Source organism: Microbacterium shaanxiense, from assembly GCF_054779995.1.
In genome coordinates this window covers 493106-519920 of record NZ_BAAGXE010000001.1, presented here as the reverse complement: position 1 = coordinate 519920, position 26815 = coordinate 493106, and the positions used below count along the sequence as shown (strand labels likewise).

The 26815-nt window shown below is 66.0% G+C and carries 24 protein-coding genes; 8 read left to right on the top strand and 16 right to left on the bottom strand.

The annotated features are described in order from the left end of the window. Positions 1-30 precede the first annotated feature (30 nt). Genes ACYVG2_RS02375 through ACYVG2_RS02365 form a run of 3 tightly spaced genes read right to left on the bottom strand, consistent with a single transcriptional unit; the run spans position 31 to position 2722 of the window. A complete protein-coding gene (locus ACYVG2_RS02375) occupies positions 31-1017 on the bottom strand; it encodes a Gfo/Idh/MocA family oxidoreductase (RefSeq protein ID WP_460779508.1) in 987 nt (328 codons plus the stop codon). Next, positions 1017-2114: a DegT/DnrJ/EryC1/StrS family aminotransferase gene (locus tag ACYVG2_RS02370; protein ID WP_460779507.1), complete on the bottom strand. Its 1098-nt coding sequence runs from the start codon at positions 2112-2114 to the stop codon at positions 1017-1019. Before ACYVG2_RS02370 ends, ACYVG2_RS02375 begins: the two co-directional genes overlap by 1 nt. Further along, positions 2111-2722 carry an acyltransferase gene (locus tag ACYVG2_RS02365; RefSeq protein ID WP_460779506.1) on the bottom strand — a complete coding sequence of 204 codons (612 nt, stop codon included), beginning with the start codon at positions 2720-2722 and terminating at the stop codon, positions 2111-2113. Before ACYVG2_RS02365 ends, ACYVG2_RS02370 begins: the two co-directional genes overlap by 4 nt. A gap of 82 nt (positions 2723-2804) precedes the next feature. Between ACYVG2_RS02365 and ACYVG2_RS02360 the strand changes: the two genes are divergently transcribed. Both ACYVG2_RS02360 and ACYVG2_RS02355 read left to right on the top strand, forming a co-directional pair. Beyond that, entirely contained in the window at positions 2805-3491 is a 687-nt protein-coding gene (locus ACYVG2_RS02360; protein WP_460779505.1) for a glycosyltransferase family 2 protein, read from the top strand. Between the two features lie 5 nt (positions 3492-3496). After that, the gene (locus ACYVG2_RS02355; RefSeq protein WP_460779504.1) at positions 3497-3856 is read left to right on the top strand and encodes a DUF2304 family protein; all 360 of its coding nucleotides are present in this window, start codon (positions 3497-3499) and stop codon (positions 3854-3856) included. Here the strand turns inward: ACYVG2_RS02355 and ACYVG2_RS02350 are convergent. The 4 genes from ACYVG2_RS02350 to ACYVG2_RS02335 form a co-directional block, all read right to left on the bottom strand. Then, a complete protein-coding gene (locus tag ACYVG2_RS02350; protein WP_460779503.1) occupies positions 3838-5817 on the bottom strand; it encodes a DUF6541 family protein in 1980 nt (659 codons plus the stop codon). The two genes, ACYVG2_RS02355 and ACYVG2_RS02350, sit on opposite strands and share 19 nt — an antisense overlap. Then, complete coding sequence (locus ACYVG2_RS02345; RefSeq protein WP_460779502.1) at positions 5814-6551, bottom strand: ABC transporter ATP-binding protein; 738 nt, start codon at positions 6549-6551, stop codon at positions 5814-5816. Before ACYVG2_RS02345 ends, ACYVG2_RS02350 begins: the two co-directional genes overlap by 4 nt. Then, complete coding sequence (locus ACYVG2_RS02340) at positions 6548-7462, bottom strand: ABC transporter permease (RefSeq protein WP_460779924.1); 915 nt, start codon at positions 7460-7462, stop codon at positions 6548-6550. Before ACYVG2_RS02340 ends, ACYVG2_RS02345 begins: the two co-directional genes overlap by 4 nt. An 82-nt stretch (positions 7463-7544) precedes the next feature. Next, a complete protein-coding gene (locus ACYVG2_RS02335; RefSeq protein ID WP_460779501.1) occupies positions 7545-9986 on the bottom strand; it encodes an FG-GAP repeat domain-containing protein in 2442 nt (813 codons plus the stop codon). A gap of 136 nt (positions 9987-10122) precedes the next feature. Here ACYVG2_RS02335 and rfbA point away from each other — a divergent pair, with 136 nt between their 5' ends. From rfbA to ACYVG2_RS02320, 3 genes are read left to right on the top strand one after another with little or no spacing between them, the layout of a single operon-like run. Further along, a complete protein-coding gene (rfbA, locus tag ACYVG2_RS02330) occupies positions 10123-10995 on the top strand; it encodes a glucose-1-phosphate thymidylyltransferase RfbA (protein WP_460779499.1) in 873 nt (290 codons plus the stop codon). After that, positions 10992-11987, top strand: a complete 996-nt coding sequence (gene rfbB / locus ACYVG2_RS02325; RefSeq protein WP_460779498.1) for a dTDP-glucose 4,6-dehydratase — start codon at positions 10992-10994, stop codon at positions 11985-11987. Before rfbA ends, rfbB begins: the two co-directional genes overlap by 4 nt. Then, complete coding sequence (locus ACYVG2_RS02320; RefSeq protein WP_460779497.1) at positions 11984-13399, top strand: sugar nucleotide-binding protein; 1416 nt, start codon at positions 11984-11986, stop codon at positions 13397-13399. Before rfbB ends, ACYVG2_RS02320 begins: the two co-directional genes overlap by 4 nt. A gap of 39 nt (positions 13400-13438) precedes the next feature. Here ACYVG2_RS02320 and ACYVG2_RS02315 read toward each other — a convergent pair whose 3' ends face one another. Then, positions 13439-14512, bottom strand: a complete 1074-nt coding sequence (locus ACYVG2_RS02315; RefSeq protein ID WP_460779496.1) for a glycosyltransferase — start codon at positions 14510-14512, stop codon at positions 13439-13441. A 67-nt stretch (positions 14513-14579) separates the two neighbouring features. On the opposite strand from ACYVG2_RS02315, the gene ACYVG2_RS02310 reads away from it, so the two are divergent. After that, positions 14580-16340 (top strand): DUF4012 domain-containing protein, encoded by a 1761-nt coding sequence (locus ACYVG2_RS02310; RefSeq protein WP_460779495.1) that lies wholly within the window; start codon positions 14580-14582, stop codon positions 16338-16340. Positions 16341-16355: 15 nt separating this feature from the next. Here ACYVG2_RS02310 and ACYVG2_RS02305 read toward each other — a convergent pair whose 3' ends face one another. From ACYVG2_RS02305 to ACYVG2_RS02280, 6 genes are all read right to left on the bottom strand, one after another. Beyond that, the gene (locus tag ACYVG2_RS02305) at positions 16356-17807 is read right to left on the bottom strand and encodes an LCP family protein (RefSeq protein WP_460779494.1); all 1452 of its coding nucleotides are present in this window, start codon (positions 17805-17807) and stop codon (positions 16356-16358) included. Then, positions 17804-18271, bottom strand: coding sequence for a 5-(carboxyamino)imidazole ribonucleotide mutase (gene purE, locus ACYVG2_RS02300; protein ID WP_460779923.1), 468 nt, complete (start codon positions 18269-18271; stop codon positions 17804-17806). The genes ACYVG2_RS02305 and purE overlap by 4 nt, the downstream gene beginning before the upstream one ends. Before the next feature lie 100 nt (positions 18272-18371). Continuing rightward, positions 18372-19505 carry a 5-(carboxyamino)imidazole ribonucleotide synthase gene (locus ACYVG2_RS02295; RefSeq protein WP_460779493.1) on the bottom strand — a complete coding sequence of 378 codons (1134 nt, stop codon included), beginning with the start codon at positions 19503-19505 and terminating at the stop codon, positions 18372-18374. Between the two features lie 64 nt (positions 19506-19569). Continuing rightward, complete coding sequence (locus ACYVG2_RS02290) at positions 19570-20124, bottom strand: PH domain-containing protein (RefSeq protein ID WP_460779492.1); 555 nt, start codon at positions 20122-20124, stop codon at positions 19570-19572. An 87-nt stretch (positions 20125-20211) separates the two neighbouring features. Beyond that, positions 20212-20976: a biotin--[acetyl-CoA-carboxylase] ligase gene (locus ACYVG2_RS02285; RefSeq protein ID WP_460779491.1), complete on the bottom strand. Its 765-nt coding sequence runs from the start codon at positions 20974-20976 to the stop codon at positions 20212-20214. Between the two features lie 39 nt (positions 20977-21015). Further along, complete coding sequence (locus ACYVG2_RS02280; RefSeq protein WP_460779490.1) at positions 21016-22305, bottom strand: CDP-glycerol glycerophosphotransferase family protein; 1290 nt, start codon at positions 22303-22305, stop codon at positions 21016-21018. Between the two features lie 97 nt (positions 22306-22402). Between ACYVG2_RS02280 and ACYVG2_RS02275 the strand changes: the two genes are divergently transcribed. Together ACYVG2_RS02275 and ACYVG2_RS02270 are read left to right on the top strand one after the other, a co-directional pair. Then, entirely contained in the window at positions 22403-23428 is a 1026-nt protein-coding gene (locus tag ACYVG2_RS02275; RefSeq protein ID WP_460779489.1) for a glycosyltransferase family 2 protein, read from the top strand. Between the two features lie 44 nt (positions 23429-23472). After that, positions 23473-23790 carry a hypothetical protein gene (locus tag ACYVG2_RS02270; RefSeq protein WP_460779488.1) on the top strand — a complete coding sequence of 106 codons (318 nt, stop codon included), beginning with the start codon at positions 23473-23475 and terminating at the stop codon, positions 23788-23790. A gap of 13 nt (positions 23791-23803) precedes the next feature. Here the strand turns inward: ACYVG2_RS02270 and ACYVG2_RS02265 are convergent, their stop codons facing one another. Both ACYVG2_RS02265 and ACYVG2_RS02260 read right to left on the bottom strand, forming a co-directional pair. After that, a complete protein-coding gene (locus ACYVG2_RS02265) occupies positions 23804-24979 on the bottom strand; it encodes a polysaccharide deacetylase family protein (RefSeq protein WP_460779487.1) in 1176 nt (391 codons plus the stop codon). A gap of 3 nt (positions 24980-24982) precedes the next feature. Further along, a complete protein-coding gene (locus ACYVG2_RS02260) occupies positions 24983-26815 on the bottom strand; it encodes an alkaline phosphatase family protein (RefSeq protein ID WP_460779486.1) in 1833 nt (610 codons plus the stop codon).

Here is a 26815-nt window from a genome sequence, read left to right as displayed (position 1 = left end):
CATCGGTGTCTGTTCCTGTGATGGTGGTGCTCAGAAAGAAACGGACACGCCTGTGCGTGCCGAATCCAAGGCGCCCTCGACCACTTCGAGGGTTCGCAGCCCCTGCTCCATGGTGACGACGTGGTTGGGCTTCCCGAGTACCGCGTCGCGGAAGTTCTCGTGTTCCACGCGCAGCGGCTCTCGCTTTGCGAACGAGTAGCGGGTGATATCCCCTTCGGACACGCCGCGGAAGGCGAGCATCGACTCCCACTCCAGGGGAATGGTCCCGTTGGCGTAGAAAGTCAGGTCGCCGGTGGCGGTGTCCGCGATGAACGTTCCGCGATCACCGGTGACGACCGTCACGCGCTCCTTCATCGGCGAGAGCCAATTGACCAGGTGGTTCACGATGACCCCGTTTGCCAGGCGGCCTGTGACGGTCACCATGTCTTCGAACTCGCGTCCGCTCTTGAACGCCGTCTGAGCGAAGACGGTACTGTACTCGCTCTGCGCGACCCAGCTGGTGAGGTCGATATCGTGCGATGCGAGGTCCTTGCCCACTCCGACGTCGGCAATGCGCGCCGGGAACGTGCTCTGTCGGCGCGTGGCGATCTGATACACGTCACCGAGCTCACCGGCTTCGAGCCGGCGGCGCATCTCCTGGAGAGCAGGGTTGAAACGCTCCACGTGACCCACCGCGCCCACGAGTCCTTTCGTGGCGAACGCGTCGGTCATGCGACGCCCGGCCTCGATGCTGTGCGCGATAGGTTTTTCGACGAGTGTGTGCACTCCGGCATCCGCCAGTTTGAGCGCGGCATCTTCGTGAAACGCAGTAGGAACAGCCACCACAGCGATATCGATACCCGCCGCGATGAGCGCGTCGACGTCGGGAAGCACTTCCAAACCGCCCGCGACGCCGTGCGGGTCCCCGCCGGGATCCGCTATTGCGACGAGCTCGATGTCATCGACATCACGGAGTACGCGCGCATGGTTGCGGCCCATCATTCCGACGCCGAGCAGGCCGGCTCGCAACTGAGTCATCAGGCGCCTGCTCCAGCGACGGCGTTAACGGCGGTGACGATGCGCTCGAGATCGTCCTGTGACAGCGAGGGATGCACAGGCAGGGAGACGACCTCGCGCGCCGCGCGCTCAGTTTCGGGCAACTCGAGGCCCGGGGCGAACGGCGCCAGCGAGGGAAGCCGATGGTTCGGAATCGGGTAGTAGACACCCGCACCGACGTTGTGCTCGCCCTTCAGCGCGGTCACGAACCCGTCGCGGTCCTCAGGCACGCGGATCGTGTACTGGTGGTACACGTGAACGGCACCATCGGCGACCGGCGGGGTCACGACATCCTGCAGATTGGCATCGAGGAACGCGGCGTTCTGCTGGCGCGTCTTCGTCCATGCATCGACCTTTGTCAGCTGCACGCGGCCGATCGCCGCGTGGATGTCGGTCATGCGCGCGTTGAAGCCGATGACCTCGTTCTCGTATTGACGCTCCATGCCCTGGTTGCGCAGCAGCCTGAGCTGACGGGCGATCTCATCGGTAGCTGCCGTGACCATGCCGCCCTCGCCGCTGGTCATGTTCTTCGTCGGATACAGACTGAACATCGCGAACTCTCCGAACGACCCGACCGGGCTCCCGTCGAGCGACGCGCCATGCGCCTGTGCCGCGTCTTCGTAGAGCGCGATTCCGCGCTCAGCCGCAAGCTTCTCGAGTTCACGCATGCGCGCAGGGTGACCGTACAAGTGCACGGGCAGGATGCCCTTGGTGCTTGGCGTGATGGCGGCGGCCACCGCGTCGGGGTCGAGTGAGAAGGTCTCCGGTTCGATGTCCACGAACACCGGGGTCGCGCCGGTGAGGGCCACCGAGTTGCCCGTCGCGGCGAAGGTGAACGACGGCACGATGACCTCGTCGCCTGCGCCGACGCCCGCAGCCAACAGACCGAGATGAAGGCCGGCGGTACCCGAGTTCACCGCGACCGACGCGCGACCCGGCACGAAATGCGCCGAGAACTCGTCCTCGAAGGCCGCGACCTCTGGTCCCTGAGCGACCATGCCGCTTCGCAACACGCGGTCGACTGCCTCGCGTTCCTCATCGCCGATGATCGGCTTCGCCGGGGGAATAAACTCGCTCACACGGTCTCCTTGATCAAAGATCCATCAGTCTCGATGAAACGCGCACCCGTGCTCGGGCACACCCACACCCCGTTGGCGTCACCGGCGGTCAAAGGCACACCGGATTCGCCCACCCAGCCGACGCGCCGGGCCGGGACACCGGCGACCAGAGCATAGGCAGGGACGTCTTTCACCACCACTGCACCGGCCGCGACCGTCGCCCACGCACCGATGGTGACGGGGGCGACGCAAGTCGCACGTGCCCCGATCGCGGCACCGCGCTCGATGGTCACGCCGACCAGCTCCCAGTCGTGCGCGCTCTTCTGCGAACCATCCTCGTTGATCGCGCGCGGATACGTGTCGTTGGTGAGCACGACAGCCGGGCCGATGAATACGCCGTCAGCCAGCGTGGCCGGCTCGTATACGAGTGCGTAGTTCTGCACCTTGCAGTTGTCGCCCATCGTCACGCCGGTGCCGATGTAGGCACCACGACCGACGATGCAGTTCTCGCCCAGCCGCGCCTGTTCGCGCACCTGCGCCAGGTGCCAGATCGAGCTCCCGGCCCCGATCACCGCTTCGGGAGAGACATCGGCCGAATCGACGATTCGAACACCAGTCGGTGAGGCCATACTGAGATCTCCTCGAAGGATCAGGAAAGGGGGCTCGATCATCCTATCTGCTCTCTGCTCGGATTCCTGAGAGGATAGACCCGTGACCAACCCTCCATTCTCAGACCCGCACACCTGGGTCGTCATCCCGCTGTACAACGAGGCCACGGTCATCGCCGGAGTGATCAGGGGGTTGCTTCCGAGCTTTCCGAATGTGGTCTGCGTTGACGACGGCTCCTCCGACAACTCTGCGGAAGCCGCGCGGGACGCGGGGACCCATCTTGTCGAGCATCCGATCAATCTGGGCCAGGGCGCCGCTCTGCAGACCGGCATCGAATACGCGCTCGCCCAGCCCGGGTGCGAGTACATCGTCACCTTCGACGCCGACGGACAGCATCGCGTGGAGGACGCCGTCGGTATGGTCGCCGCCGCCCGTGAGCGCGATGCGGCGATCGTCTTCGGATCGAGATTCCTCGACGACCGGACGAACCCGGGCTGGATCAAGCGCATGATCCTCAAGACCGCAGTGTGGGTGACGAACCTCACCACGAGCGTAAAACTCACCGACGCGCACAACGGGCTGCGGGTCATCCGCAGGGATGCCGCGCAACACATCCAGCTGAAACAGGACCGGATGGCGCACGCCACCGAGATCGTGCTTCAGCTCGGCGACACCGGACTTCCCTGGACTGAGTACCCGGTCGAACTCCTGTACACCGACTATTCGAAATCGAAAGGCCAATCGGTGCTCAACTCCGTCAACATCCTGGTCGATCTGGTCATCCGGTGAATGCGATGTGGATCCAGATCGTTCTCATCGTCGGCGTCGTCGCGATCGGCGCCGTGTTCATGCGTCGCACGGGCGCGGACAGCCATCTCGCTATACGCCGCCTCCTGTACGGACTGTTCGTCCTTGTCGCGATCCTCTCGATTCTGTTCCCGCAATGGCTGACCTGGGTCGCCAATCTGGTGGGTGTGGGGCGAGGCACCGACCTGCTGCTGTATGCGCTTGTGCTGATGTTCCTCGTGTTCGTGTACACCCAGTCGCGGCGCAATGCAGCCCAGCAGCGAAGCCTCACGCTACTTGCCCGCAAACTGGCGCTGCTGCAGACGTCGAACGACGAGTCGGCTCCTGATCACGGCGACGGTGCCTGATCGCAGGCGGTGATGCGCCAGAGGGTCGCATCGCCTTCGCCCGCGACGAGTTCGAAGCCCGACAGATGTTCGAAGTCCGTCATCCCCGGCATCACGTACTGTCCTGGTCCGTCGTCGCCCGGTCCGAAATCGAGCACGTAGTCCGGGTACCCGTACGCCGCGAGAGCCTCGCACACACCGTCATCTTCACTGGCGTCCCGCAGATCCTCCGAGATGATCTCCCACGCCACCGACTGCGGCGGCGACCACGTACGAGGAATGATCTCGCGCTCGCCCAGCACGTAGGCGAAGGCCGCACCCGTCGAGGGATTGGCGATGATCAATGCGTCGGAGGGCACGAGATCTGGCAGGCTTCGCAATAGTTCGTACTCATCGAGCGACAGGTAACTGTCGTCATTGAGCGCGTAGCGGGATTGCTCGTCGGTCTCAGCGGCCACACGAAGCAAGGTGACCGGGCTCGCCATCACGCTCAGGGCACCGACGAGGGCCGTCACCAGCATCGCCGCGACCGTGAGCGCCCGCCGGTTCACCCTCGTGTGCCGAGCAGCGGCGAAAGCGACGATCCAGCGTACGAGCGCATCCAGACCGATCGCCGCGAGCGGCACCACGACGATGGGGACGATGGCGGCCAGACGGAACGAATCGCCGTACCACGGCCCCGTCAGTAGTCGCTTGATCACCGGGAGGTCGGTGGCGACGCTGATCACGTACAGCGCCGATACCCCGATCCAGGCGACGGCGAGCCAGCGCAGCCGATTCGCGCGGATCGCGCAGACGAGTCCAACAACGAGAAGCCCACTCATCGCGAGAGCGGGAGGCAACTGGGAATGACCGTTCGTCAGCACGTCAGCGAGCGCACCGAACGGGCTGCGATAGGCGCGCCACAGCACGATCCCGGCGAGAAACGCGAGCACCGCCCACACGACGGCGATCGCAAGCCAACCGGCGACGATCACTGAGACGATCAGAATGCGTCGTCGGCGCTCGGTCGCGGCTCGATGATGGCGCATCAGCTCGCCGCTCGCCCAAAGCATCACGAGAACGGCCCAGACGAGTATTGTCGACGGCTGAGCGATCGTTGTCGCGGTCACGGCGCACATTCCAGCCACCAGGGGCCCGATGCCTGCACGCAGTCGTTCTCCCGGACGTGCCGTCGCCCATGCCCTCAGCGTCGTGATCGTGAGCGCCGTCGCGACCGGCACCACTGCGAGCGAAAGTGCGTACGGATAGAGCACGCCCCATTCGAACATCAACTGCGGGAACGCCATGAGCCCGGCGGACAGAGCAGCGGCTAGGGCTGTGGCCGACGCGTTGCCACGGCTGACGACGCGTGTCAGATACGCGATGCCGAGCGGCCACACGGCCGCCGCGATCACGAGGGAGACCGCGTTCACGGCGACTGGTATCGAGGCGTTGTCCAATGCGACCAGCGACGTCACCGCGTGCCACGCAGAGGGGTAGAAAGTACTGCCACCGACCAGACCGGAAACATCGAACGACGATGCGGAGCCGGTCTGAGCGATCCACCGCAGCGCGTTGAGATGGAAGACCGCGTCATTGGTCTGCGAGATCGCGTCCGGCACCCCGATGTACGTCAGCAAGCGCGCAGCGTTGAGCCCCCCGCCGATGACGAGCCCGATCGTGAGCATCGGTGTCGCGCCACGGCTGGGGAGCCGGACGGATGACGGGACCCGACCACGCCGCAGGAGCATCGAGCAGCCCCAGGTCACGGCTGCGATGAGCAGGAACGCGATCCCGACGCTGAGGTGCCCCCAGCGCACGCCGAGGTACGGGAACGCGATCGCGAGAACCGCGAGGAGACCCACGGATATCGCCGGGGCCGCAGCCCACAGCGTCAGACCGCGCAGGCGCAGCCCCGCTCCGATCAGCAGGCCGGGGCCGAAGAGCACGAGAATCGCCAGGCCGATCAGCCCGGACTGCGCGATCCAGTCGGTGATCATTCGTCGACCAGGGCGATGGCGCCTTCGATCTCACCGTCGTAGACGACCTCGCCCTTGTTGATCACCACGCCGCGCGTGCACAGCTCACGCACCATCTCCATGTCGTGGCTGACGACGACGAGGGTCTTCTTCTTCTCGATGAGCTCGGCGAACTTCAGCCTGCACTTCTCCCGGAACGGCGCGTCGCCCACCGAGAGGATCTCATCCACGAGCAGGACATCGAGTTCGACATGGATCGCCACGGAGAACGCCAGTCGCATGAACATACCTGACGAGTAATGCTTGACCTCTTGGTCGATGAACTTCTCGATCTCGCTGAAGGCGACGATCTCGTCGTAGCGCGCCTCGATCTCCTGGCGCTGCATGCCGAGGATCGCGGCGTTGAGGAACACGTTCTCGCGACCGGAGAGCTCGGGATGGAAGCCCGCACCGACCTCGATCAAGCCCGCCACGCGCCCGCGTGTGAGCACCTGCCCGTCATCGGGTTCCATGACGCCGGAGACGAGTTTCAGAAGCGTCGACTTCCCCGATCCGTTCAACCCGAGGATCGCCACGGATTCGCCCTCGTTGATCACGAGGTCGATTCCTTTGAGCGCCTGGAAGGTGCTGGTCGTCTTCTGACGCCGTATCCAGGAGACCACCGTGTCCTTGAAGGAGAACGCGTGATTGAGAGTGAACGTCTTGTACACGCTGTCGACGATGATGCTGGGGCGCGAAGCGGTTGCTGTTGTCATAAGTCTTGCGCGAACCTTCCCTCGAGGCGGCGGAATACCAACTGCCCGATCAGCAACGTCCCGACAGCGATCAGGAACGTCCACACGGTATTCAATGCGAGGCCGGGAGGCATCGTGAGTGTCGTCTCCGTCACCGGCCGCCAGAAGGCGTAATGGAAGAGTTCAACACCTTGTGTGATCGGATTGAGCATGTACACATCAACGATCCACTGCGGCCAGCCGAGTTCGTCGACCGCGTCCTGCACCATCGTCCACGCATAGAGGACCGGCGATGCCCACGTGGCGAGCAGCAGCAGTAGTTCCACAATGTTCTCGGAGTCCCGGTAGCGGACATTCAGCGCACCGAAGAAGAGGCCTGTGCCCAACGCGAACAACGAAACGATGATGATTCCCGCGAAGACGGCGAGGACTGACACCAGCGAGATGTTCACGATCCATCCCATGAACAAGCAGACGATTAGGAGAAGCCCGAGCTGAGGGAGGAAATGGATGAACGCCACGAACACGGCCGAGACAGCGAAGAGCTGGCGAGGAAGGAACACCTTGCGCACGAGCGGGGCATTACCGACTATCGATGTCGTCGCGTTCTTGAAGGCCTCAGAGAAAAGATTGATCACGACGATGCCGGAGAAGAGGTACACCGCGTAGTTCGGAACCCCGCGTTCGAGATTCATGAAAAGACCGAGCACGACCCAGAACACGAGGAACTGCGCGCCGGGACGGACATACGACCACGTCCAGCCGAGCACCGAGTTGCGGTAACGGGTGCTGACGCCGGTCTTCACCAGCAGGTACAAAAGGTAACGCCAGCGTACGACATCGATCAGTCCGCGGCTCTTACCGGGGACTTCGAACTCGGAACGCGGGACGACGGCGAAAAAATCTCGGGTATCTGTCACTGGCCCACTCATTCGACTGCGATGACGGATGTCACGCACATCCCACTATCTTATGCCACGACTTGATAGACCTCCGAAGTCGCGCCCGCCCGTGTCATCCGATGGAAACGAGAGTGTTCCACCCCCACCCGATGACCCCGCTCACGCCCCAGCCGCCGCGCCCGTCGCCACGATAGAGAACGAGGTCTCCGCCGGCCGCCCGCGCGATGACATCCACCGTTCCGTTCCGATCGAAGTCGCCGGGGCTCAACAGCGCCGTGAATCCTCCCCAGCCGTTACCGATCTGGCGGGGCGTGCCCCATCCACCCGATCCGTTGGTCGGATAGAGCCACAGGTCGCCGTTGGAGGTGCGAAGAATGAGATCCACGATCCCGTTCCCGTCGAAGTCGCCGGCGTTGAAGGCGGCAGTGAACCCGCCCCAGCCGTAGCCGATCTGGATCGCTCCGCTGGCCCAGCCCCCTCTACCGTCACCGCGGTACATCACAAGGTGCCCCGCCGAGCTGCGACCGATGACATCAGGGTTGCGGTCGCCATCGTAATCCACACCGCCGACGAGCATCGAGACCGTCTGCCAACCGTTGCCAATGATCAGCGGCTCACCATAACCACCTCCTGAGCTTCCCGGATACAGCAGAAACTGACCCCCCGCAGTGATCCTGCCAAGATCCCGATACCCGTCCCCGGTGAAATCGCCCAGCGCGAGGACACGATCATCGGCCGACCATCCTGACCCGATTGACTGCGAGCCGCGCCATCCACCGGCAGCATTGCCTCGATAGAGGTTCAAGGTGCCTTGGGCAGTCACCCCTACGAGGTCTGGGCCACCGTCACGATCGACGTCGCCGAGACCCGGGCGGAGCGCGCGCATCGTCGAAACCGGAGCGCCTGCTCCGGCGAGAGCTGTCATGATCTGCCAGCCGTTGCCGATCTTTCCGCCGGCGACGATAGCGCCGGCGCCGTCGCCAGGGTACAGCAACAGGTCGCCGTTTGCGGCACGGGCAGCGATGTCAGAATTGCCATCGCCGGTGAAATCACCCGGCGTGAAGATGGCGGTCATGCCGCCCCAGCCCTGACCGATCTGCCGCTGTCCGGACCATCCACTGCGTCCGTCGCCGTAGAAGGCCCACAAGCGGCCGGCGGCATCGCGTCCGACGATGTCAGGATTGCCGTCATCGTTCAGGTCGACGTTGCCGAAGAGCGTGTTCATACCCGACCAGCCCCATCCGACTCTGACTCCGGGAAGGAGCCCTCCCCGGTCGTCCCCGGGCCACAGCAGGAGCTCTCCCGCGGAGTTCGTCGTGAGAATATCCGGCACGCCGTCGCCATCCAGATCACCGGCTGCGGTCGAGAGCTTCTGAGCGCTCCAATCGACGCTCAGCGGCTGCGCATTGGTCAGGCCTGCAGGAGCGCCGCGCATCACTGAGACCTTTGTTCCCTGCCGCAGCACGACATCACGGTTCCCATCGCCGTCGAGATCGCCGGTCATCATCACGGATGCGGAGGCGCCCAGGCCACTGGCCAGTTGCTTTCGCTCGCCCCATACTCCTTTCGAGAACGGGTAACCCCAGAGAGATCCGGCACTATCGATCGCCGTCACGTATGAAGAGAGATTGATCGAACTCAGTGACGGGCCTTGCGGTGCCGGCGGCGTCTGCGTCGACCCGAACCAGTCGGTGAAGTAGTTGTAGAAGTTGCGGTTGCCGTAGCTGGAGCAGGCGTTGTTCGCCTCGCCGTAGCCCGCCGCGAGCGCCGCAGCATTGGGTTGGTACGGCGTGTAGTAGTACATCGCCGAGGTCGCCTTGTTCGCGATGTACACCGGGGATGACCCGCACGACGCATTCGGATGATAACGCACGTTCCAGGTCTTGCCCGGCGCGTACCACTGGAACCACTCTCCCTCCATGTAGATCTGCATCTGGCGCGCTGCGCCGTAGATCTGGTGGAAGAATCCCACGAAGTTCGGATCGCACGGTGCGGTGTCCGGGCAGCCCTGGCCGAGTGCCATGTCGTAGCGCCACGAACTGGGCCACGTGTGCGTGATGAGCGCCTGCTCCTTCTGGAGCATGACGATCAGCACCTGGGGGTTGATGTTGCACGACTGGGCGACTCGGTAGATGATCCGGGCCGCCGTCTCGTCGGCCGCTCCCGTGTATCCGCTGCAGTACGCGTCGGCGGGACGGTTCACCGAACTGATTCTGAAATCCTTCAGGCACACGTATCCGGATTGGCACCGCGAGACCTTGCCGTTGAAGAAGGTCTGGATCTGCGCCTCGGTCATCGTCGACTTGTTGGTGAAGACCGCGTCGCTGATGATGTTGCCGGCGCTGAAACCGGCGAGCGACGTCTTGACGATGCCCGTCTGCGCAGGGTCGCCGCCCGTGCGCGCGAGAGACACCGACGGGCTCTGAGCGGCGGATGCCGCGGCCACTGTGACCGGCGCGACCGTGCCGACCACGACTGCGGCGACAGCGATCAGCACAGTGAGGAACCGGGTGATTCTGAGCGCGCTTCGTGAGTGTGGGGCACGTCGAGACATGTGACCAGTGTGGCGGAAGTTGCGCAATGATGCCACTGGGGACAGTGAAACTGAAGAGAAACGCCGCGTGTCGCGCGGATTCACCGCGTCCCACCAGCTTCGCGATTCGCGCGAGCGCGTGTGTCACGATGTACTCGTGAAGGGCATCATTCTCGCTGGCGGTTCGGGCACCAGGTTGCATCCGATCACGCTCGGCGTGTCGAAGCAGTTGATCCCCGTCTACGACAAACCGATGATCTACTACCCGCTGTCGACGCTCATGCTCGCCGGTATTCGCGACATCCTGGTCATCACCACTCCCCATGATGCGGAGCACTTCGAACGACTGCTGGGTGACGGCTCGCAGTTCGGCATCCGCCTCGCCTTCGCGCAGCAGCCGTCTCCTGACGGTCTCGCACAGGCGTTCACGATCGGCGCCGACTTCATCGGCGATGATCGCGTGGCACTCGTGCTCGGCGACAATCTGCTGTACGGACCGGGGCTCGGCACGCAGCTCAAGAGATTCACCGAGATCGACGGCGGCGCGATCTTCGCCTACTGGGTCGCGGAGCCTCAGGCGTACGGCGTGGTCGAGTTCGACGACGCCGGCAATGCGGTCTCCCTGGAGGAGAAGCCCGCGTCGCCGAAGAGCAACTACGCGGTCCCCGGCCTGTACTTCTACGACAACGACGTCATCGAGATCGCCCGCGCCCTCGAACCGAGCGCGCGCGGGGAGTACGAGATCACCGACATCAATCGCGCCTATCTCGAGCGTGGCGCCCTGCACGTGGAGGTGCTGCCGCGCGGCACCGCCTGGCTGGATACGGGCACGTTCGATCAGATGACCGATGCCGCCGACTACGTCCGCACGATCGAGCGTCGCACCGCACTGAAGATCGGTGCACCGGAGGAAGTGGCCTGGCGTCAGGGCTATCTCACCGATGACGAGCTGCGCGCGCGTGCGGAGTCTCAGTCGAAATCCGGATACGGCGCGTATCTGCTCGACCTGCTCGCACGGGGCACGCGATGAGGATCCTGGTCACCGGTGGTGCCGGTTTCATCGGGTCGAACTTCGTGCACCACGTGGTCGAGAACACCGACCACCACGTGACCGTCCTCGATGCCCTGACGTACGCCGGCAACAGGGCGTCACTCGCGGGGCTCCCGGAGGACAGGACCGCTTTCGTGCACGGCGACGTCACGGATGCGCCCCTGGTCGACGAGCTCTTCGCGGGTGCGGATGCCGTCGTGCACTACGCAGCCGAGTCGCACAATGACAACTCGCTGCACGATCCGCGTCCGTTCCTGGACACGAACATCGTCGGCACCTACACGCTTCTCGAGGCCGCACGCCGCCATGACATCCGCCTGCACCACGTCTCCACCGATGAGGTGTACGGCGACCTCGAGCTGGATGACGTGGACCGGTTCACCGAGGCCACACCGTACAACCCCTCGTCGCCGTACTCCTCGACCAAGGCGGCCAGCGATCTGCTGGTGCGCGCGTGGGTGCGCTCGTTCGGGGTGCGGGCGACGATCTCGAACTGCTCGAACAACTACGGCCCGTACCAGCACGTTGAGAAGTTCATCCCCCGCCAGATCACGAACGTGCTGCGCGGCATCCGTCCCAAGCTGTACGGCGCGGGAGAGAACGTACGCGACTGGATCCACGCCGATGACCACTCCTCCGCCGTGCTGACGATCCTCGACAAGGGCACCATCGGCGAGACCTACCTGATCGGCGCCGACGGCGAGAAGAGCAACAAAGACGTCGTCGAACTGATCCTCACGATCATGGGACAGCCCGCAGACGCCTACGACCACGTGACCGATCGTGCCGGCCACGACCTGCGTTACGCGATCGATTCGACCAAGCTGCGCACAGAACTCGGGTGGAGCCCTGCATACGGCGACTTCGAGTCGGGCCTCGCCGCCACGGTCGACTGGTACCGCGCGAACGAGGACTGGTGGGCTCCCAGCAAGGACGCCACCGAAGCGTTCTACGCAGGGAAGAGCCAGTGAGCGACATCGAGTTCGAGAAGCGACTGCAGCGCATCGACACGCCGATCCCCGGGCTCGTCGTCTTCGAACTCCCGGTGCGCGGCGACTCCCGCGGCTGGTTCAAGGAGAACTGGCAGCGCGAGAAGATGACCTCCCTCGGGCTCGACGACTTCGGGCCGGTGCAGAACAACATCTCCTTCAATGACGGCCTCGGCACGACCCGAGGAATCCACGCCGAGCCGTGGGACAAGTTCATCTCCGTGGCCACCGGACGCATCTTCGGCGCCTGGGTCGATCTGAGAGAGGGGCCGACCTTCGGCACGGTCTTCACGATCGAGATCGACCCATCGAGAGCGATCTTCGTCCCCCGCGGAGTCGGCAACTCCTATCAGACGCTCACCCCCGACACGGCATACGCGTACCTCGTCAACGACCACTGGTCCCCCGACGCCGAATACGCGAACCTGAACCTCGCGGACGAGACTGCCGCGATCGAGTGGCCGATCCCGCTCAGCGACGTCGAGATCTCGGAGAAGGACAAGGCGCATCCGCGTCTCGCCGACGTCTCGCCTGTCCCCCCTCGCAAGACGCTGGTGGTCGGTGCCGGTGGCCAGCTCGGTCGCGCACTGCGCAGACGACTCGGGGATGCCGCGCACATCGAGTACGTCACGCGCGCCGACCTCGACATCACGGCTCCCGGTATCGCAGCGGCGCGACACTGGCGCGACTACGACACGATCATCAACGCCGCCGCTCACACCGCCGTCGACGCCGCGGAGACCACAGAGGGTCGCATCGCCGCCTGGCAGATCAACGCCGCCGCCGTCGCCGCGCTCGCGCGCATCGCGGATGAGCACCGCATCACGCTCGTGCACGTCTCCAGCGATTACGTGTTCGACGGCACCCACGAGGGCGCCTACACCGAGGATGCCCCGTTCTCACCGCTCGGCGTCTATGGTCAGTCCAAAGCGGCAGGTGATCTCGCAGCGCAGACCGCCTTCCGGCACTACATCGTGCGCACCTCGTGGGTGGTGGGCGAGGGCGCGAACTTCGTCCGCACCATGGCCTCGCTCGCCGATCGAGAGATCGATCCGCGCGTCGTGGGCGACCAGGTCGGCCGGCTGTCTTTCACGAGCGACATCGCGGATGCGATCGTGCATCTGCTCGAGGCGGGTGCGGCCTACGGCACGTACAACGTCACCAGCACAGGCGCCGAGCGTTCGTGGGCGGACGTCGCCCGCGACGTGTTCCGTCTGACGGGCAACGATCCGGCACGGGTCAAGGACGTGACCACCGCCGAGTACTTCGCCGACACGACGGCAGAGGTCGCCCCTCGCCCGCGGAACAGCGTGCTGGATCTGACCAAGATCATGGCCACGGGTTTCACACCGCGTGACGGCGGCACCGCCCTCGCCGACTACCTGGCGGTGTGATCCGGACCCGACCTGCGCACGCTCCGGTGGCGTCGCCCCTCAGAGGTCCGCGTGCAGGGCCCACACCCGCTCAGCGGAACTCGCCCATGAGAAGGCTCGTGCTCTGTCCCCCGCGAGGACCCGCAGTCGCGCGGCACCGGTGCCGACGGCATCCGTCAGCGCATCTGACAGGTCCGCCGTCGACACCAGCGCGCCGCCTTCGGCGATGATGTCCCGATGCACTCCGCTGTCGACCGCGACGATCGGGACGCCCAGCGACATCGCCTCCATCGCCCGCCATGGCCAGGCCGAGTGCGCGCTGGTCCCCACGAACGCCGCCGCGCCGGTCAGAACGGCGGCACGATCCTCCGGTGACAGCTTTCCGCGCACGTGAGCGCGACGCTCAGGAAGGCCCACTGCAGAGGCGATCTCGGCGAGACGTGGCTCCGCACCCTCCGCGGCGTCGAGCACGACAGCGTCCACATCCGCGGCCGCGGCCGCACGGAATCCGTGCTCGAGGCTGTCGGCCGACCCCGTGAGAACGACAAAGGCCTCAGGCAACGAGAGCGCGATCCTGCGGCCAGGGGCGTCGGCCTGAATGGCGAAGTCCTCGGGAGGCGCGCCGGCAATCACACGCACCCTGTCGCCGAGCTTCGCGAACGATCCGATCCGCTCCGCCATCGCGTGAGACGGAACGACCACGGCATCCGCGTGCCGGGCCGCTCGCCGCAGCATCCCGCGCTGCCAGGCCACCGCGCCCTTCGAGAGCAGTTCCGGCGCCTCCCACGCGAGCAGATCCCACACCGTCACGGCGACCTGGTCGTCATCGTGCAGGCGGTCGTGCTTGACGAGCGGTGCCATCAGCGTGGGGGCATGGATGAGCCCGCCGCCCACGCCGGGAACGATCCCGAGCTGCCATGACCCCGCGAGCTCGCGCCGTCCGAGCGGAAGCACACGTGTTCCCGAGAGCCCGACCATGTCGGCTGCTCCCCCTGCCGGGACGATGGCCTCGACCGTGCAGCCGGACGGCGTCGTGGCGATCAGACCCGCCGTCAGATCCAGTGAAGCGGCCGCCTGGTCGGAGTCGACGACCTGTGTGATCTGGTCGAGAACGACGCGTAACTGGGCACCCATGACCACAGAGTATCCGCGGCACAGAGGAAAACGCGCGAGGGACGCCGGTGCATGCTTGAATGCAGGAGTGAGCGACGGCCGGCTTCCCGTGCAGCGCCGATGGATCCGATGGGTCGTCGGCGGTGCGCTGACCCTGCTGGTGCTGGCGATCGGCTGGGTCGTCGTCCGCGGCGTCAGTGCCGTCAGCGAACTGCAGAGCGTCGCGACCTCCACATCGCAGATGCGCGCGGCCATCGCCAAGGGCGATCTCGCGCGAGCCGAACTCGTCGCACCGCGCATCGCCGCGCATGCGGCCTCCGCACGCGAGCTCACCTCCGACCCCGTGTGGCGCGGATTCGAGACACTCCCCTGGCTCGGGGCGAACTTCACCAGCATGCGTGAGATCGCCGAGGTGGTCGACGGCATCGCCGCGGACACCGTGGTGCCCGTGCTCGAGATCGCCGATGACATCGACCTCGCGACCCTCGGCTTCGCGGGATCCTCGATCCGGCTCGGTTCCCTCCCCGCACTGGTGACGCCGCTCGGAGCCATCAGTGCGACGCTCGACGAGGCGGAGGCACGGGCGCAGCAGATCGACACGGATGCGGCGCTGCCACCCGTATCGGATGCGGTGAGCGAGATGCGCGCGGCCGTGACCGATGCCACCACCGTCGTCGGCGCGCTTCATGGCGCGGCCATCCTGCTGCCGCCCATGCTGGGCGCCGACGGACCGCGCACCTACGTCGTCGCGATGCAGAACAACGCCGAGCTGCGCTCAGGCGGGGGCAGCGTCGACTCGCTCATCGTCATGCGCGCCGAAGGCGGAAACCTCAGCATCGTGCAGCAGCCCTCGATCCGGGACTTCCCCGCGCTGGCCGAACCGCTGCCGATGACCGAGTCTGTGATCGCGCTGTTCTCAGACGGACCTGGTCGGTTCGTGCAGGACGTCACGAGCATCCCGGACTTCTCCGAGGCCGGCGCTCTGCTGGCGCTGCGCGCGGAGCAGGTGCTCGGTCAGAAGGTCGACGGTGTGCTCGCGGTCGATGCCGTCACCTCACAGCATCTGATCACGGCGACCGACGCGGTGTCATTCGGACCCTTCACCGCGGATTCCGACAGCATCCTGTCGACGCTGCTCTCCGAGGTCTACGCGAGCTCTGCAGACCCGGGTCAGCAGGATGATCTCTTCGCCCTGGGATGGAACGCCGTGATCACGGCAGCCCTTCAGACTTCAGAGCCGCAGAAGCTCATCGGCGCGCTGGCGGACGCTGCCGAGGAGCACCGTATCCGCATCTGGAGCGCTCATCCGGACGAAGAGGTCCTTCTCGCCGCATCGACGCTCGGCGGCGCCATCCCTGTCGACGGCGAACGCGGCCCGCACATCGGCGTGCTCTTCAACGACACGACCGGCGGGAGGATGGACTACTACACCTCCGCCGCGATGAGCACGGCTGTGGGGGTATGCCGGGGCGAGCCGACGACCCAGGTGCGCGTCACGTGGACGAACGGCACACCGGCTGATGCCGCCCAGACGCTCCCCGCATCCGTGACCGGCGGCGGGCTGCAGGAAGTGGAGCCGGGCTCTGTACGCACGCGCATCGCGATCTACGGCCCTGAGGGCGCGACGCCGAGCGCTTTCGATCGTGACGGTCGGCAGGAAGAAGTGCAGACCACGTCACTCCGCGACCGCGAGGCCGTCCAGCACGAGGTGCTGCTCGCACCGGGAGAATCCACGACGATCACCGTCTCGTACACCGGAGACGGTGCAGGAGATCGCCTCACGAGGATGCTGCACACGCCCATGATCGACGCGGAGACGACCAGGGCGGATCTCACCTGCTCAGGATGAGCCGGCCCTGGTCGCTCACGGAGTCGGCGCGGGAGTCGCCGTCGGCGGATGCAGCGTCTGCTGGGCCAGGTCTCGCACGAAGGCGTAATCGGGCTCGAACTCGTCGACACCGTTCTCCGGTACGAGTTCTATCGGCGTGACCGGCAGCTCCTTCGCCTTGAGCATCAGATCGAGGAACTCCGACAGTTTGTCCCTCGGCAGATCCGTGTCGACGAGCACAGTGCCTGCGGAGGCGATGTCGTTGAACCGCGTCAGCACGTTCTCAGGTGTGAACTGGTCGAGGATCGCGATCTGCAGTTCACGCTGACGCTGCATGCGATCCCAGTCACTGGTCGTGTACCGCGAGCGGGCGTACCACTGCGCGGTGTCGCCGTTCATGTGCTGCTGACCGGATTCGATCCAGCCGATCGCCCATTCGTTGACGTCCGTCCCGGTCCAGCCCTCCGGCGGGCCACCCTTCGGCAACCGCTCCGTGACGTTGATGTCCACGCCGCCGAGCGCGTCGATCATGGCCGCGAAGCCGTTCATGTCGATGAAGATGTAGTACGGGATCTCGATGCCGAGAATTCCTTCCGCAGCGTCCTTCGTCGCCTCGATGCCCGGCGCGGAACCGTGCGCGGCAGCATCCGGATAAAGCTCGGCGCCCTGATCATCGCGACAGACCTCCGCCGCGTAGCGGATATGATTCATCCACCCGTTCCACCCGCACGATGACGACGAATGCCCCTCGAAGCCGTTCGGATACAACGCGTGCATCGGACTGCCCTCGCTGAACGGCGCGTTCGGCAGCTCGCGCGGGATGCCGAAGATCGTCGTCGCACCGGTCGTCGCGTTGACCGACACCACCGAGATGCTGTCGAAGCGCATCGAGTCGCGCCCGTCACCGCTGTCGGCCCCCAGCAGCAGGATGTTGTAATACCCGTCGACGGGCTCGACGCTCGGTCCGCTCTGGCCGAAGATGTCATCGATCGCGCCCCGGCTCGCCCCTGCGACGCTCGCCGCGTACCCAGCGCCTCCGCTGAGCAGCCCGACGAGGATCATGGCGACGACCGGGATGGCGAAGCGCGACGCCTGCGGGACCTTGACCAGCCGCACCAGGCGCAGCGTGTCGAAGGTCAGCACGAGCCACAGCAGCGCATAGGCGATGAACAGCACCTGCAGCGCCGTCAGCACGAACCAGTTCGTCGCCACCGAGACCAGCACGGAACGCCAGAACAGCGCCGACACGATCGCGAGCACCACGAGGAACCAGCTCACCAGCGTCGCGACCAGGCCGATGCGACCGAGTCGGCGGTTGCCTCCGGCGAGGACCTGTGCGGACCCGGGCACCAGCACGTTCATCACGACGAGCCACCAACCGCGGTGCCCCATGAAGCCGGCGTCCGCCAGATCGGGGTTGCGCAGCGGGCGGGTCTCGATCAGTGCGCGCCCTCCCCGGTTCGTCGCGCGCGGCGCGGCGATCGTCACAGGGAGTCCTTCAACCGTTCGTTCTTGTCGGCGACTTGGGACTCGAGTGTGCGGGCGTACTCCTCGATCCGATCGGCGACGGCGTCATCCGACGCACCGAGAATGCGCGCCGCGAGGATGCCTGCGTTGCGTGCGCCGCCGATCGACACGGTGGCCACCGGGATGCCGGCAGGCATCTGCACGATCGAGAGAAGCGAGTCCATCCCGTCGAGGTATGCGAGCGGAACCGGCACGCCGACGACGGGCAGCGGCGTCATGGACGCGAGCATGCCAGGAAGGTGCGCTGCGCCTCCCGCTCCCGCGATGATGACACGGACTCCTCTGCCCCGTGCGTCGCGTGCGTACTGCATCAGCTTGTCCGGCGTGCGATGAGCCGAGACGACCTCGACCTCGTGCGGGATGCCGAACTCGGTGAGGGCCTGCGAGGCATCGCTCATCACGCGCCAGTCGGAATCGGATCCCATCACGACGCCGACGATGGGCGCAGCGGAAGAGTGCAGTGGCTCAGTCACCTCCCCAGGGTACGTTCCGCTACTGGGAGTTCAGCTGAACGGCGCGCGTTACTCAGACGAAATGCGCGGCCGCGGCGCGTGCGGTGTAGACGACGTCGTCGAGGTCGTCACCCGAGACGTTCACGTGTCCGACCTTGCGGCCCGGACGCGCCGCTTTGCCGTAGGTGTGGATCTTCGCGGACGGCTGCTCGGACATCGCCGCGTCGAAGCGGTCCTCGAATCCGCCCTCTGCCGGACCGCCGAGGATGTTGACCATCGCCGCCCAGGCCGCACGCGGCGTCGTGTCGCCGAGCGGAAGATCGGCGACAGCACGCAGATGCTGCTCGAACTGTCCGGTGACAGCGCCGTCCTGGCTCCAGTGCCCGCTGTTGTGCGGACGCATCGCGAGCTCGTTGACGAGGATGCGCTCGTCGTCGGTCTCGAACAGTTCGACCGCGAGCATCCCCGTCACGCCGAGCCCCTCTGCGATCTGCCGCCCGATCGCCTCCGCGACGCGCGCCAGTCGGTCGCTCGCCGCCGGTGCCGGAGCGAACACCTCGGCGCAGACGCCGTCGCGCTGAACCGTCTCCACGACCTGGTACGACATCATCTGCCCACTCGGCCGACGTGCGATCTGCTGCGCGAGCTCACGGCTGAACGACACCAGCTCCTCGACGAGCAGCGCGTCCGTGCCGGCTCCTGGGGCGAGGGCATCGAACCAGTCAGAGGCCTCGTCCGCGCTGCGCACCACACGCACGCCCTTGCCGTCGTAGCCGCCTCGCGGTGTCTTCACGACGGCCTTGCCGCCGTGATCATCGAGGAAGGCCTGCAGCTCATCGACGCCCCGCACAGCGGCCCAATCCGGCTGCGGTACTCCGAGCTCGCTCAGACGCGCGCGCATGACGAGCTTGTCCTGCGCGTACTGCAGCGCGTCGGGACCGGGGTGCACCGCCACTCCGTCTGCGACCAGAGCACGAAGAACCTCCTGCGGCACGTGCTCATGATCGAACGTGACGACGTCGACGTCCTTCACGAATGCGCGCACGGTGTCGATGTCGCGGTAGTCCCCCACCGCGGTGGCCGCCAGCTGCGCCGACATCCCCTCGTCCTCTGCCAGCACTCGCAGGTCGAGTCCCAGCTCGACCGCCGGAGCGATCATCATCCGAGCCAGCTGTCCGCCGCCGATCACGCCCACACGCAACGCCATTGAGATCTCCGTTCGTCGTGTCCATTCTCGCGCATGGCGGAGGACGTTTCGACGGTGGCGGCGCTCAGTGGTCGGAGTCGGGGTCCGACATCGACTGCGCGTCACGATGAGCGAGGATCTGATTGACCTCGATCTGATCGGCGAGCGCCTCATGCACCAGTGTCACGTTGGGCACGTTCACGAGTCGCAGCGGCGTGTCGACGCCGTTCGAGAGGGTGATGGTGCCCGCCCCCCACATGCGCTGGATGATCCCCCGTCGCACCCCGATGGTGTAGCCGCGCACATGCGACATCTCACGGCTCCTGCGCGCGCCGAGCCCTTCGCGAACGACCACGCGGCGCGTCGTGACGGCGTAGCTGCGCGACGCCCACACCACGAACGGGATGAGGACCCCGAACAGCACGAGCGCCGCCGCTGCGGCGAGGACCATCCAGTCTTCGAGACCCGGTGGCAGGTTGCCGTAGAAGAACGCTGTGGCGCCCGAAACGGCGATGAGCAGCAGCGCCGACCAGAACAGCGCGCGGGCGTGTCCGCGGAAACGCGCGATCAGGCGTTCTTCGGCCGGTGCGCCTGGCGGCGGCATCACCGGCCGGCCTCCGAGAGTCACGGGCTGGGTCACCCCTCCATTGTGCCTGGCGGCACGGACATCGTCCGCCAAGGGTCGGCGTGTCCGCGTGGCCGTCCGCTGCGCACCGAGGCGCGTTGCTCACCGCAGACGTGCATGCACCACGTCGCCCGCGGAGACCAGACGCTCGACACCGTCACTGCTCACGCAGAGCCGACCGTCCTCCTCCAGGCGCAGCGCGGTGCCGTGCACGGTCGTGCCGTCGGGGAGCGTGACCTCGACGTCACGACCGAGAGTGGTGCACAGGGCCGACACCGCACCGTGCACACCGCTGCGCACGGCATCCCCCCATGTCGTGAGGGACGAGATGAGGTCGCCCAAGCGCGTCAGGTACGCGGCCACGAGCTCGTCGGCATCGGCCGCCCCGCCGAGCACGGCGAAAGACGTCGCGGTCGGCACCGGCAGCTGCTGCTCGGTCATCTCGGTGTTGATGCCGGCGCCGACGATGACGGCGCTTCCCGTCGACTCGGCGAGGATGCCGCAGATCTTGCGTCCATCCACGAGGACGTCGTTCGGCCATTTCACGCCGACCTCGTGATCGGGCAGCTGCGCGGAGATGGCCTGCGCCATCGCCGCTCCGGCGATGAGAGGGACCCAGCCCGTCGCCTCGGGCGAGGACGGCAGTTCGCGCAGCAGCACCGAGATCGCCAGAGCCGCCCCCGCCGGCGCCACCCATGAGCGATCGAGCCTGCCCCGACCGGCGGTCTGGTTGTCGGTGAGGAGCACCGACAGGTGCGGCCACGACACGCTGTCGGCTGACAGCGCACGCAGCGCCGCATTGGTCGACGCCGACTCATCGATCGCCTCGAAGCGGGACGCGACGGCTTCAGCTTGCGGGTAGCCCATGCGCGACAGTCTACGGAGGGGACGGCGGATGCCTACGGGTCAACCGTGCAGCTCGTCGTCCTTGTCCTCTTCGTCGTCATCGTCCTCATCGGCCTTGATGGCACCCATCTCGCGGAACTGCCACTCGTCCCACCTGCCCATGAGCTGCTCGATCGCCGCGTGGAACTTGGCGGTCGCCACGCCGGGAGTCGTGTCGCCGAAGTAGCGCTGCACCCACATGCGCAGCTTCTTGATGGCGTCCTCGTCGCCGCGCACGCGCTCGATCTCGCCCGCGACGTCCGCCGCGGCATCCGCCGTCAGCCATTCGCAGTCCGAGAGATATCCGCCGGTGTCGACCGATGCGCGCTCGTCGACCGGACGGGTGATCATGAGGGGCTTGCCCGATGCGAGGCGGTCGTAGACCATTGCCGAGATGTCGACGATCGCGACGTCGGCCGCGGCGAGTTGCCAGCCGAGTTCCGGGCCGTCGTCGTAGATGTGCTGCGCGCCAGGATCGGCGCTGTTCGCCGAGGCGATCGCCGCGATGATGCGTCGGTGCGCGGCGCCGTACGCGTCGTCGACCACGCCGCTTCGCGGGTGGGGACGGTAGACGACGCGATGCGTGCCCGTGGCCAGCAGCGCATTCACGAGAGTCTCGCCATGGGTCGCGATCGAGCCGTAGTGGGCGCTCGGGCGATCGCCCTCCCACGTCGGGGCGTAGAGCACGACGGTGCGATCGTCCGGCGTGTACGGCAGGGTCCCGGAGAAGTGATCCGCCTGCGGGCGACCGATCTCGATCGTGCGGCTGTCGACGTCGAAGTCCCACAGCGTGCGGGAGAGCCGGTCGCGTGCGGCCTGACCCGCCACGAGGGCGTAGTCGTACGCCTTGTACTGATTGGTCGTCATGTACATCTTGTCGGACTCGCCGTGGTTGATGAACACGTGCCAACGGCGTCCGTAGCGGAACATCTGGAAGTTGCGTGTGTTCTGATTCACGTAAAGGACGATGCGGATGTCCTGATCGCGGATGAAACGCTCGAGGTCTCGTACGGTGGGCACGAAGGCCACCGGCGGCGCGTCCTCCGCGAGGAGCTTCTCCGCACCGATCGCATTGCGGGCGAGCACGACCACCGGCCACAGCTTCTCGAGTTCGGCGAGCGGCCGGTACCACTGACGCATCTGATACATGTTCACCGCACCGTCGGCGAAGTACACGGCGATCTTGTAGTGGCGCTCCGGGTGCGGAGGGGCCGCGTCGAGGGCGCGCCGAACGCGCTGCACCGCCGAGCGCGAGCGCATGGCTTTGCGCAACAGGCGGTACGCCTTCCTGACATCTTTTACAGCACCCACATGTCAAGACTACGCAGGAGCCTGCACCTCGTCGTGACATGATCGGGGGGTGGTAGAGAACGATTCGGCAACGCCTGCGGACGGAGTGTCGTTCGTCATGCCCGTTCTGAACGAGCACGCCTACCTCGAACACGCCATCGCCTCAGTGCTCGCACAGCAGCTCGACGGACCAGCAGAACTGGTGCTCGCCCTCGGCCCGTCGACCGACGGCACGACGGAACTCGCCCAGCGACTCGCCGCCGGCGATGACCGCATCCGGCTGGTCGACAACCCAGAGGCGCACATCCCGGTGGGCCTCAACGCGGCGATCCGCGCCAGTCGCTACCCGACGATCGTCCGCGTCGACGCCCACTCCGAGCTCTCTCCCGGGTACGCGCAACGAGCGCTCGCGACTCTGCGGCGCACCGGCGCCGCGAACGTCGGCGGGGTCATGCGCGCCGACGGACGCACGCCGTTCCAGAAGTCGGTGGCGAGGGCGTACAACTCCCCCATCGGCCTCGGCGGCGGCGCCTACCACGGCACCACGCATGAGGGCGAAGCCGAGTCCGCGTACCTGGGCGTCATGCGCCGCGCAGTGCTCGAGGAGGTGGGGCTCTTCGACGAGTCGATCCGCCGCGGCGAGGACTGGGAGCTGAACCTTCGCATCCGCCAGGCCGGGCACAAGGTGTGGCTCGACCCCCAGTTGTCCGTCACCTACTGGCCGCGCGAGAGCTGGTGGCGCCTGGCGCGTCAGTTCCGGGCGACGGGCGCGTGGCGCGGCGAGCTCGTGCGCCGCTTCGGGCGCAGCAACGGACTGCGTTTCTTCGCACCTCCGGCGCTGGTGCTGAACGTCGCCCTCGCGCTGCTCGTGGCTCTGCTGCAGGTGACCGGTGTGCTGGCCGGCATCGCGTCGGCTGGGGCATCCGTCGTGTACCTGCCGCTCATCGCCTATGTGCTGCTCGTGATCGCCGTTGCGCTGCAGCCTGGAGGGGGCAGAACCGTGCGCGAGCGGATCTGGACCCTCGCTGTCCTGCCGACCATGCATCTCGCGTGGGGTGCCGGTTTCCTCGTCGGCGTCCTCCGCGGCGCAAGAGGGACCGTCGACGCCTCCCGCCTCGGCACACGGAACACACCGCTCCCGTGATCGTGAGCCCGGCACCGGAGCGTGCACCCCGGTAGGCTCCAGGCATGACGACTGACTCAGCCCCGCGCCCGTCCCGCCGTGGTCTCGCGATCGCATCCATCGTGATCGGGGCGGTGGCAGTTCTGATGATCGCCGGCTTCTGGCTGAGCGGCGGCGGCTCGGACGGGCAGGGTCTCACAAACGCCGTCGTGCTCGCGGTCCTGTCATTCTACGCTTCCGTCGTGGTCGGCGCCGTCGCCGTACTGCTCGGTATCGCCGCAGTCGTCGTCGCACGACCGAGAGTGCTCGGCATCATCGCGATCGTCCTCGGGCTCGTCCCCGTCATCGTCGTCGCCGCTTCGTTCACCACTCAAGCCGGGTGAACGCTCAGCGCATTCAGCCGATCTCGCTGATCAGCGCGTCCAGTCCCATGCCGTAATTGATCCGTACAACCGGCAGGGCGAGCTTGTCGGTGCCGATGTGCACGTACCCTGGCTCGATCGTTCTCCCCAACTCGTATCCGGCCATCGCCACGCCCTGCTTCGTGGTGTCGTTGTAGTGGCCGAACGGATAGGCCACGACCTCGCGCACTCCAAGGACGTCCGCGGAGGCATTCAGATCGGCGGCGATCTCCTCGGCGGAGAGATTGACCATCTGTCCCTCTCCGTTCGCGCCGGCCGTGTGCATGGCGTGCGTGTGCGAACGACGCAGCACGTAAGGCGACGGTGCGGGATCCTGACGGTCGGCGGTGATCATGAACGAGGTCGCCATCACCTGATACTTGTCCACCACTGGCACCGCGAGATCGAACCAGGTCTGATCGGCATCATCGTCCGTGATGATCACGGAGTGGTTGGGAAGGTAGAGCCGCCCGTCGATGAAGGCACTCAGCTCATCCCACGTGGGCAGATAGAAGCCTGTCGTCGCGATGTGATTCATGTGCGCGTCGAAGTCACCGATGTACGCGTAGTTCCCGCGGAGCCAGCCGTCCTCGCCCTCGGGCCGAGAGGTGAACTGGTGGTACATGAGGATCGGGATCTGCGCGTCGGCGGCGGCATTGTCCTGCGGGCTCATCCACGCACCGTGCAGCACCATCCGCTGGTCGGTGCACGCCACCAGGTCGGAGCCGTTCACACGTGCATCGATCTGATACGCACTCGCGCCGTCGGGCGACGTGTACCAGCCAGCGAACACACGTCCTTCGAGAGCCGGAATCGGCAGCGCGGCGTACGCCGAGTTCTGCGACTGCAGCATCGGTTCCTGCGTGATCGCCTCGCCCTCGAAGCTCACTGCGCAGGCGAGCGGATCATCGACGTCAGCGAGGAGCTGCTCCTCAGCGGTCAGCGGCGTCGGCTGCGGCCCCGGCGTCGTCGTCCGGTCTGCGCTCTCCGGTGCATCCGCGGATACAGCAGGACTGTTCAGCGAAGAGATCAGGGCGTACATCCCCGCGCCCAGTGCCACGACGACGACTGCCAGAAGTGCGACGAACAAGCGACGGCGCCGATACATCCGCTTTCGGCTCTCCACGTTCGCACTGCGGCGGCTGGGAGCGGGACCTCTCATATCACTCATTCCTCAGGCATCCTCTGGCGGGCCGAACAGCCCCTTGCCCCTCGAATGCAGCAGCTCGTAGGCCTCGCCGAACGTCTGCGGCTCCTCGCTCTCCGCAAGTCCGTGACGGGCCAGCAGCAGCCCCAGCAGCCCGCGGGCCGGCGGAGTGAGCGGCTTGTCCTTGTGCGCGTGCGCGGGATGAAGCGGCTTCTCCTCGGGGTTCGGCGGAGTGAACGACGGGTTCGTCTCCGGCCAGTCGGCGGGGTGACGGGGCTGTTCGAGATTGATGATGTTGAACAGGTCGTTCGCACCTGCGTCCCGTTTCGTGAGTGGCCGGAGTCCGTGCAGACGGTTCAGCGTCGCGATCACCGAGCCGTGATGCATCTCGTCGTTGATCACCGTGCCGCTTCGCGTGTACGCCGATACCGCGATCGCGGGCACGCGACATCCGAGCCGATCGAACTCGAAACCCATTTCGCCCGCACCGGAATCATCCGGCGGCGTCGCGGCGGGCGGCGGGACGTGGTCGTAGCATCCGCCGTGCTCGTCGAACGTGATGAGCAGCAAAGTGTTGACGGCGTTCGAGCCGTCCTGCGTCTTGCTGGTGCGAACCGCCGTGTAGATGTCGTGGATGAGCTCATCGCCCGCACGCACATCCGAATAGGCGCTGTTCATGATCTCAGAGCCGTCGACCTCGCTCTCGTGGCGATGGCCGAACGGAGGATGGAAGTCGTTGTGGTTGTACACCATGCGCGGTTCGATGAAGGCGTAGGCGGGAAGTTCCCCGTGCTCGGCATCGGCGTAGAAGTCGTCCATGGTGCCGAAATGCTCGGTGCGCCAGAACTTCTCGAGCACGGGAGCGTGCAGCACCCCGGTGAAGGAGACCATCTGCAGCTCGTCGAAGTAGATCTTCCAGCTGAGCCCCTCATCCTCGAGCCGATTGAAGATCGTCGGCGATTGCTCCGCATCTAACCATTTTTCGTATCCGCCGCCGTGCTTGTTCGTCACGAAGCCGTGCGATGTGGAGGCGTGGAAGAACGAACGATTGCAGAACGTCTGCGACGGCACGGCGCAGAACCAGTTGTCGAAGACGGCGAACTCGCGAGCCAGCATCGACAGTGTGGGCAGCATCTCCGGTGAGAAAGAGCCCATGATGTGCTTCGCGTCCTCGGTCGTGGGAGGTGTGCCCTTCTTCAGACGCTCGAAGTTGATGATGTAGTCGTTGAGGAAGCCGCCCATCGTGGCCTGCTCGCCGTTCTGCGGCGTGTTGAACGGCGACTGCATGCTCTCGACGAAGAGCTGTGCGTTACCTGCGGGCTCGACGGTGTTGAAGATCTGCGTGTTGACGTGCGGAAACTCTTCGCCGGGATCCGGGTCGGGGTGCGCCATGATCTTGTCGGTCGCGCCCTCGTAGACGTGAGCGTCGACACGTGTGCCGTCCGCAGTCTCGTTGAAGTACTCCCCGAAGGCGAGTCCGTCGAAACTCTGCCCGTCCGGCAGAGTCTCCTTGGAGTAGAGATAGCCGAGCAGGTTGTCGAAGGACCGATTCTCACCCATCACGACGACCACATGGTCGAACCCAGGCGCATGCCGTGGGGCGAGCGCGCCGTAGTCGTTTTCGGCTGCGAGGAACCCGGATCGCTCGCCGGCCGCGAACCCGACCGCCCCTCCCGCTGCACCGCCGAGAAGGACCCCGGCAGCAGCCGTGCCACCGAATCGGAAGAAGTCACGCCGCGACCGCTGCGAGGCACCGGCTGTTTCCTCGACACCGGTCGCGTATTCGTCCGACTCTGCTGCAGAGGAATTTCCCGATCCGGTTCGCTCGTTGGTATCCGACTTCACCGCTCGTCTGCGCAT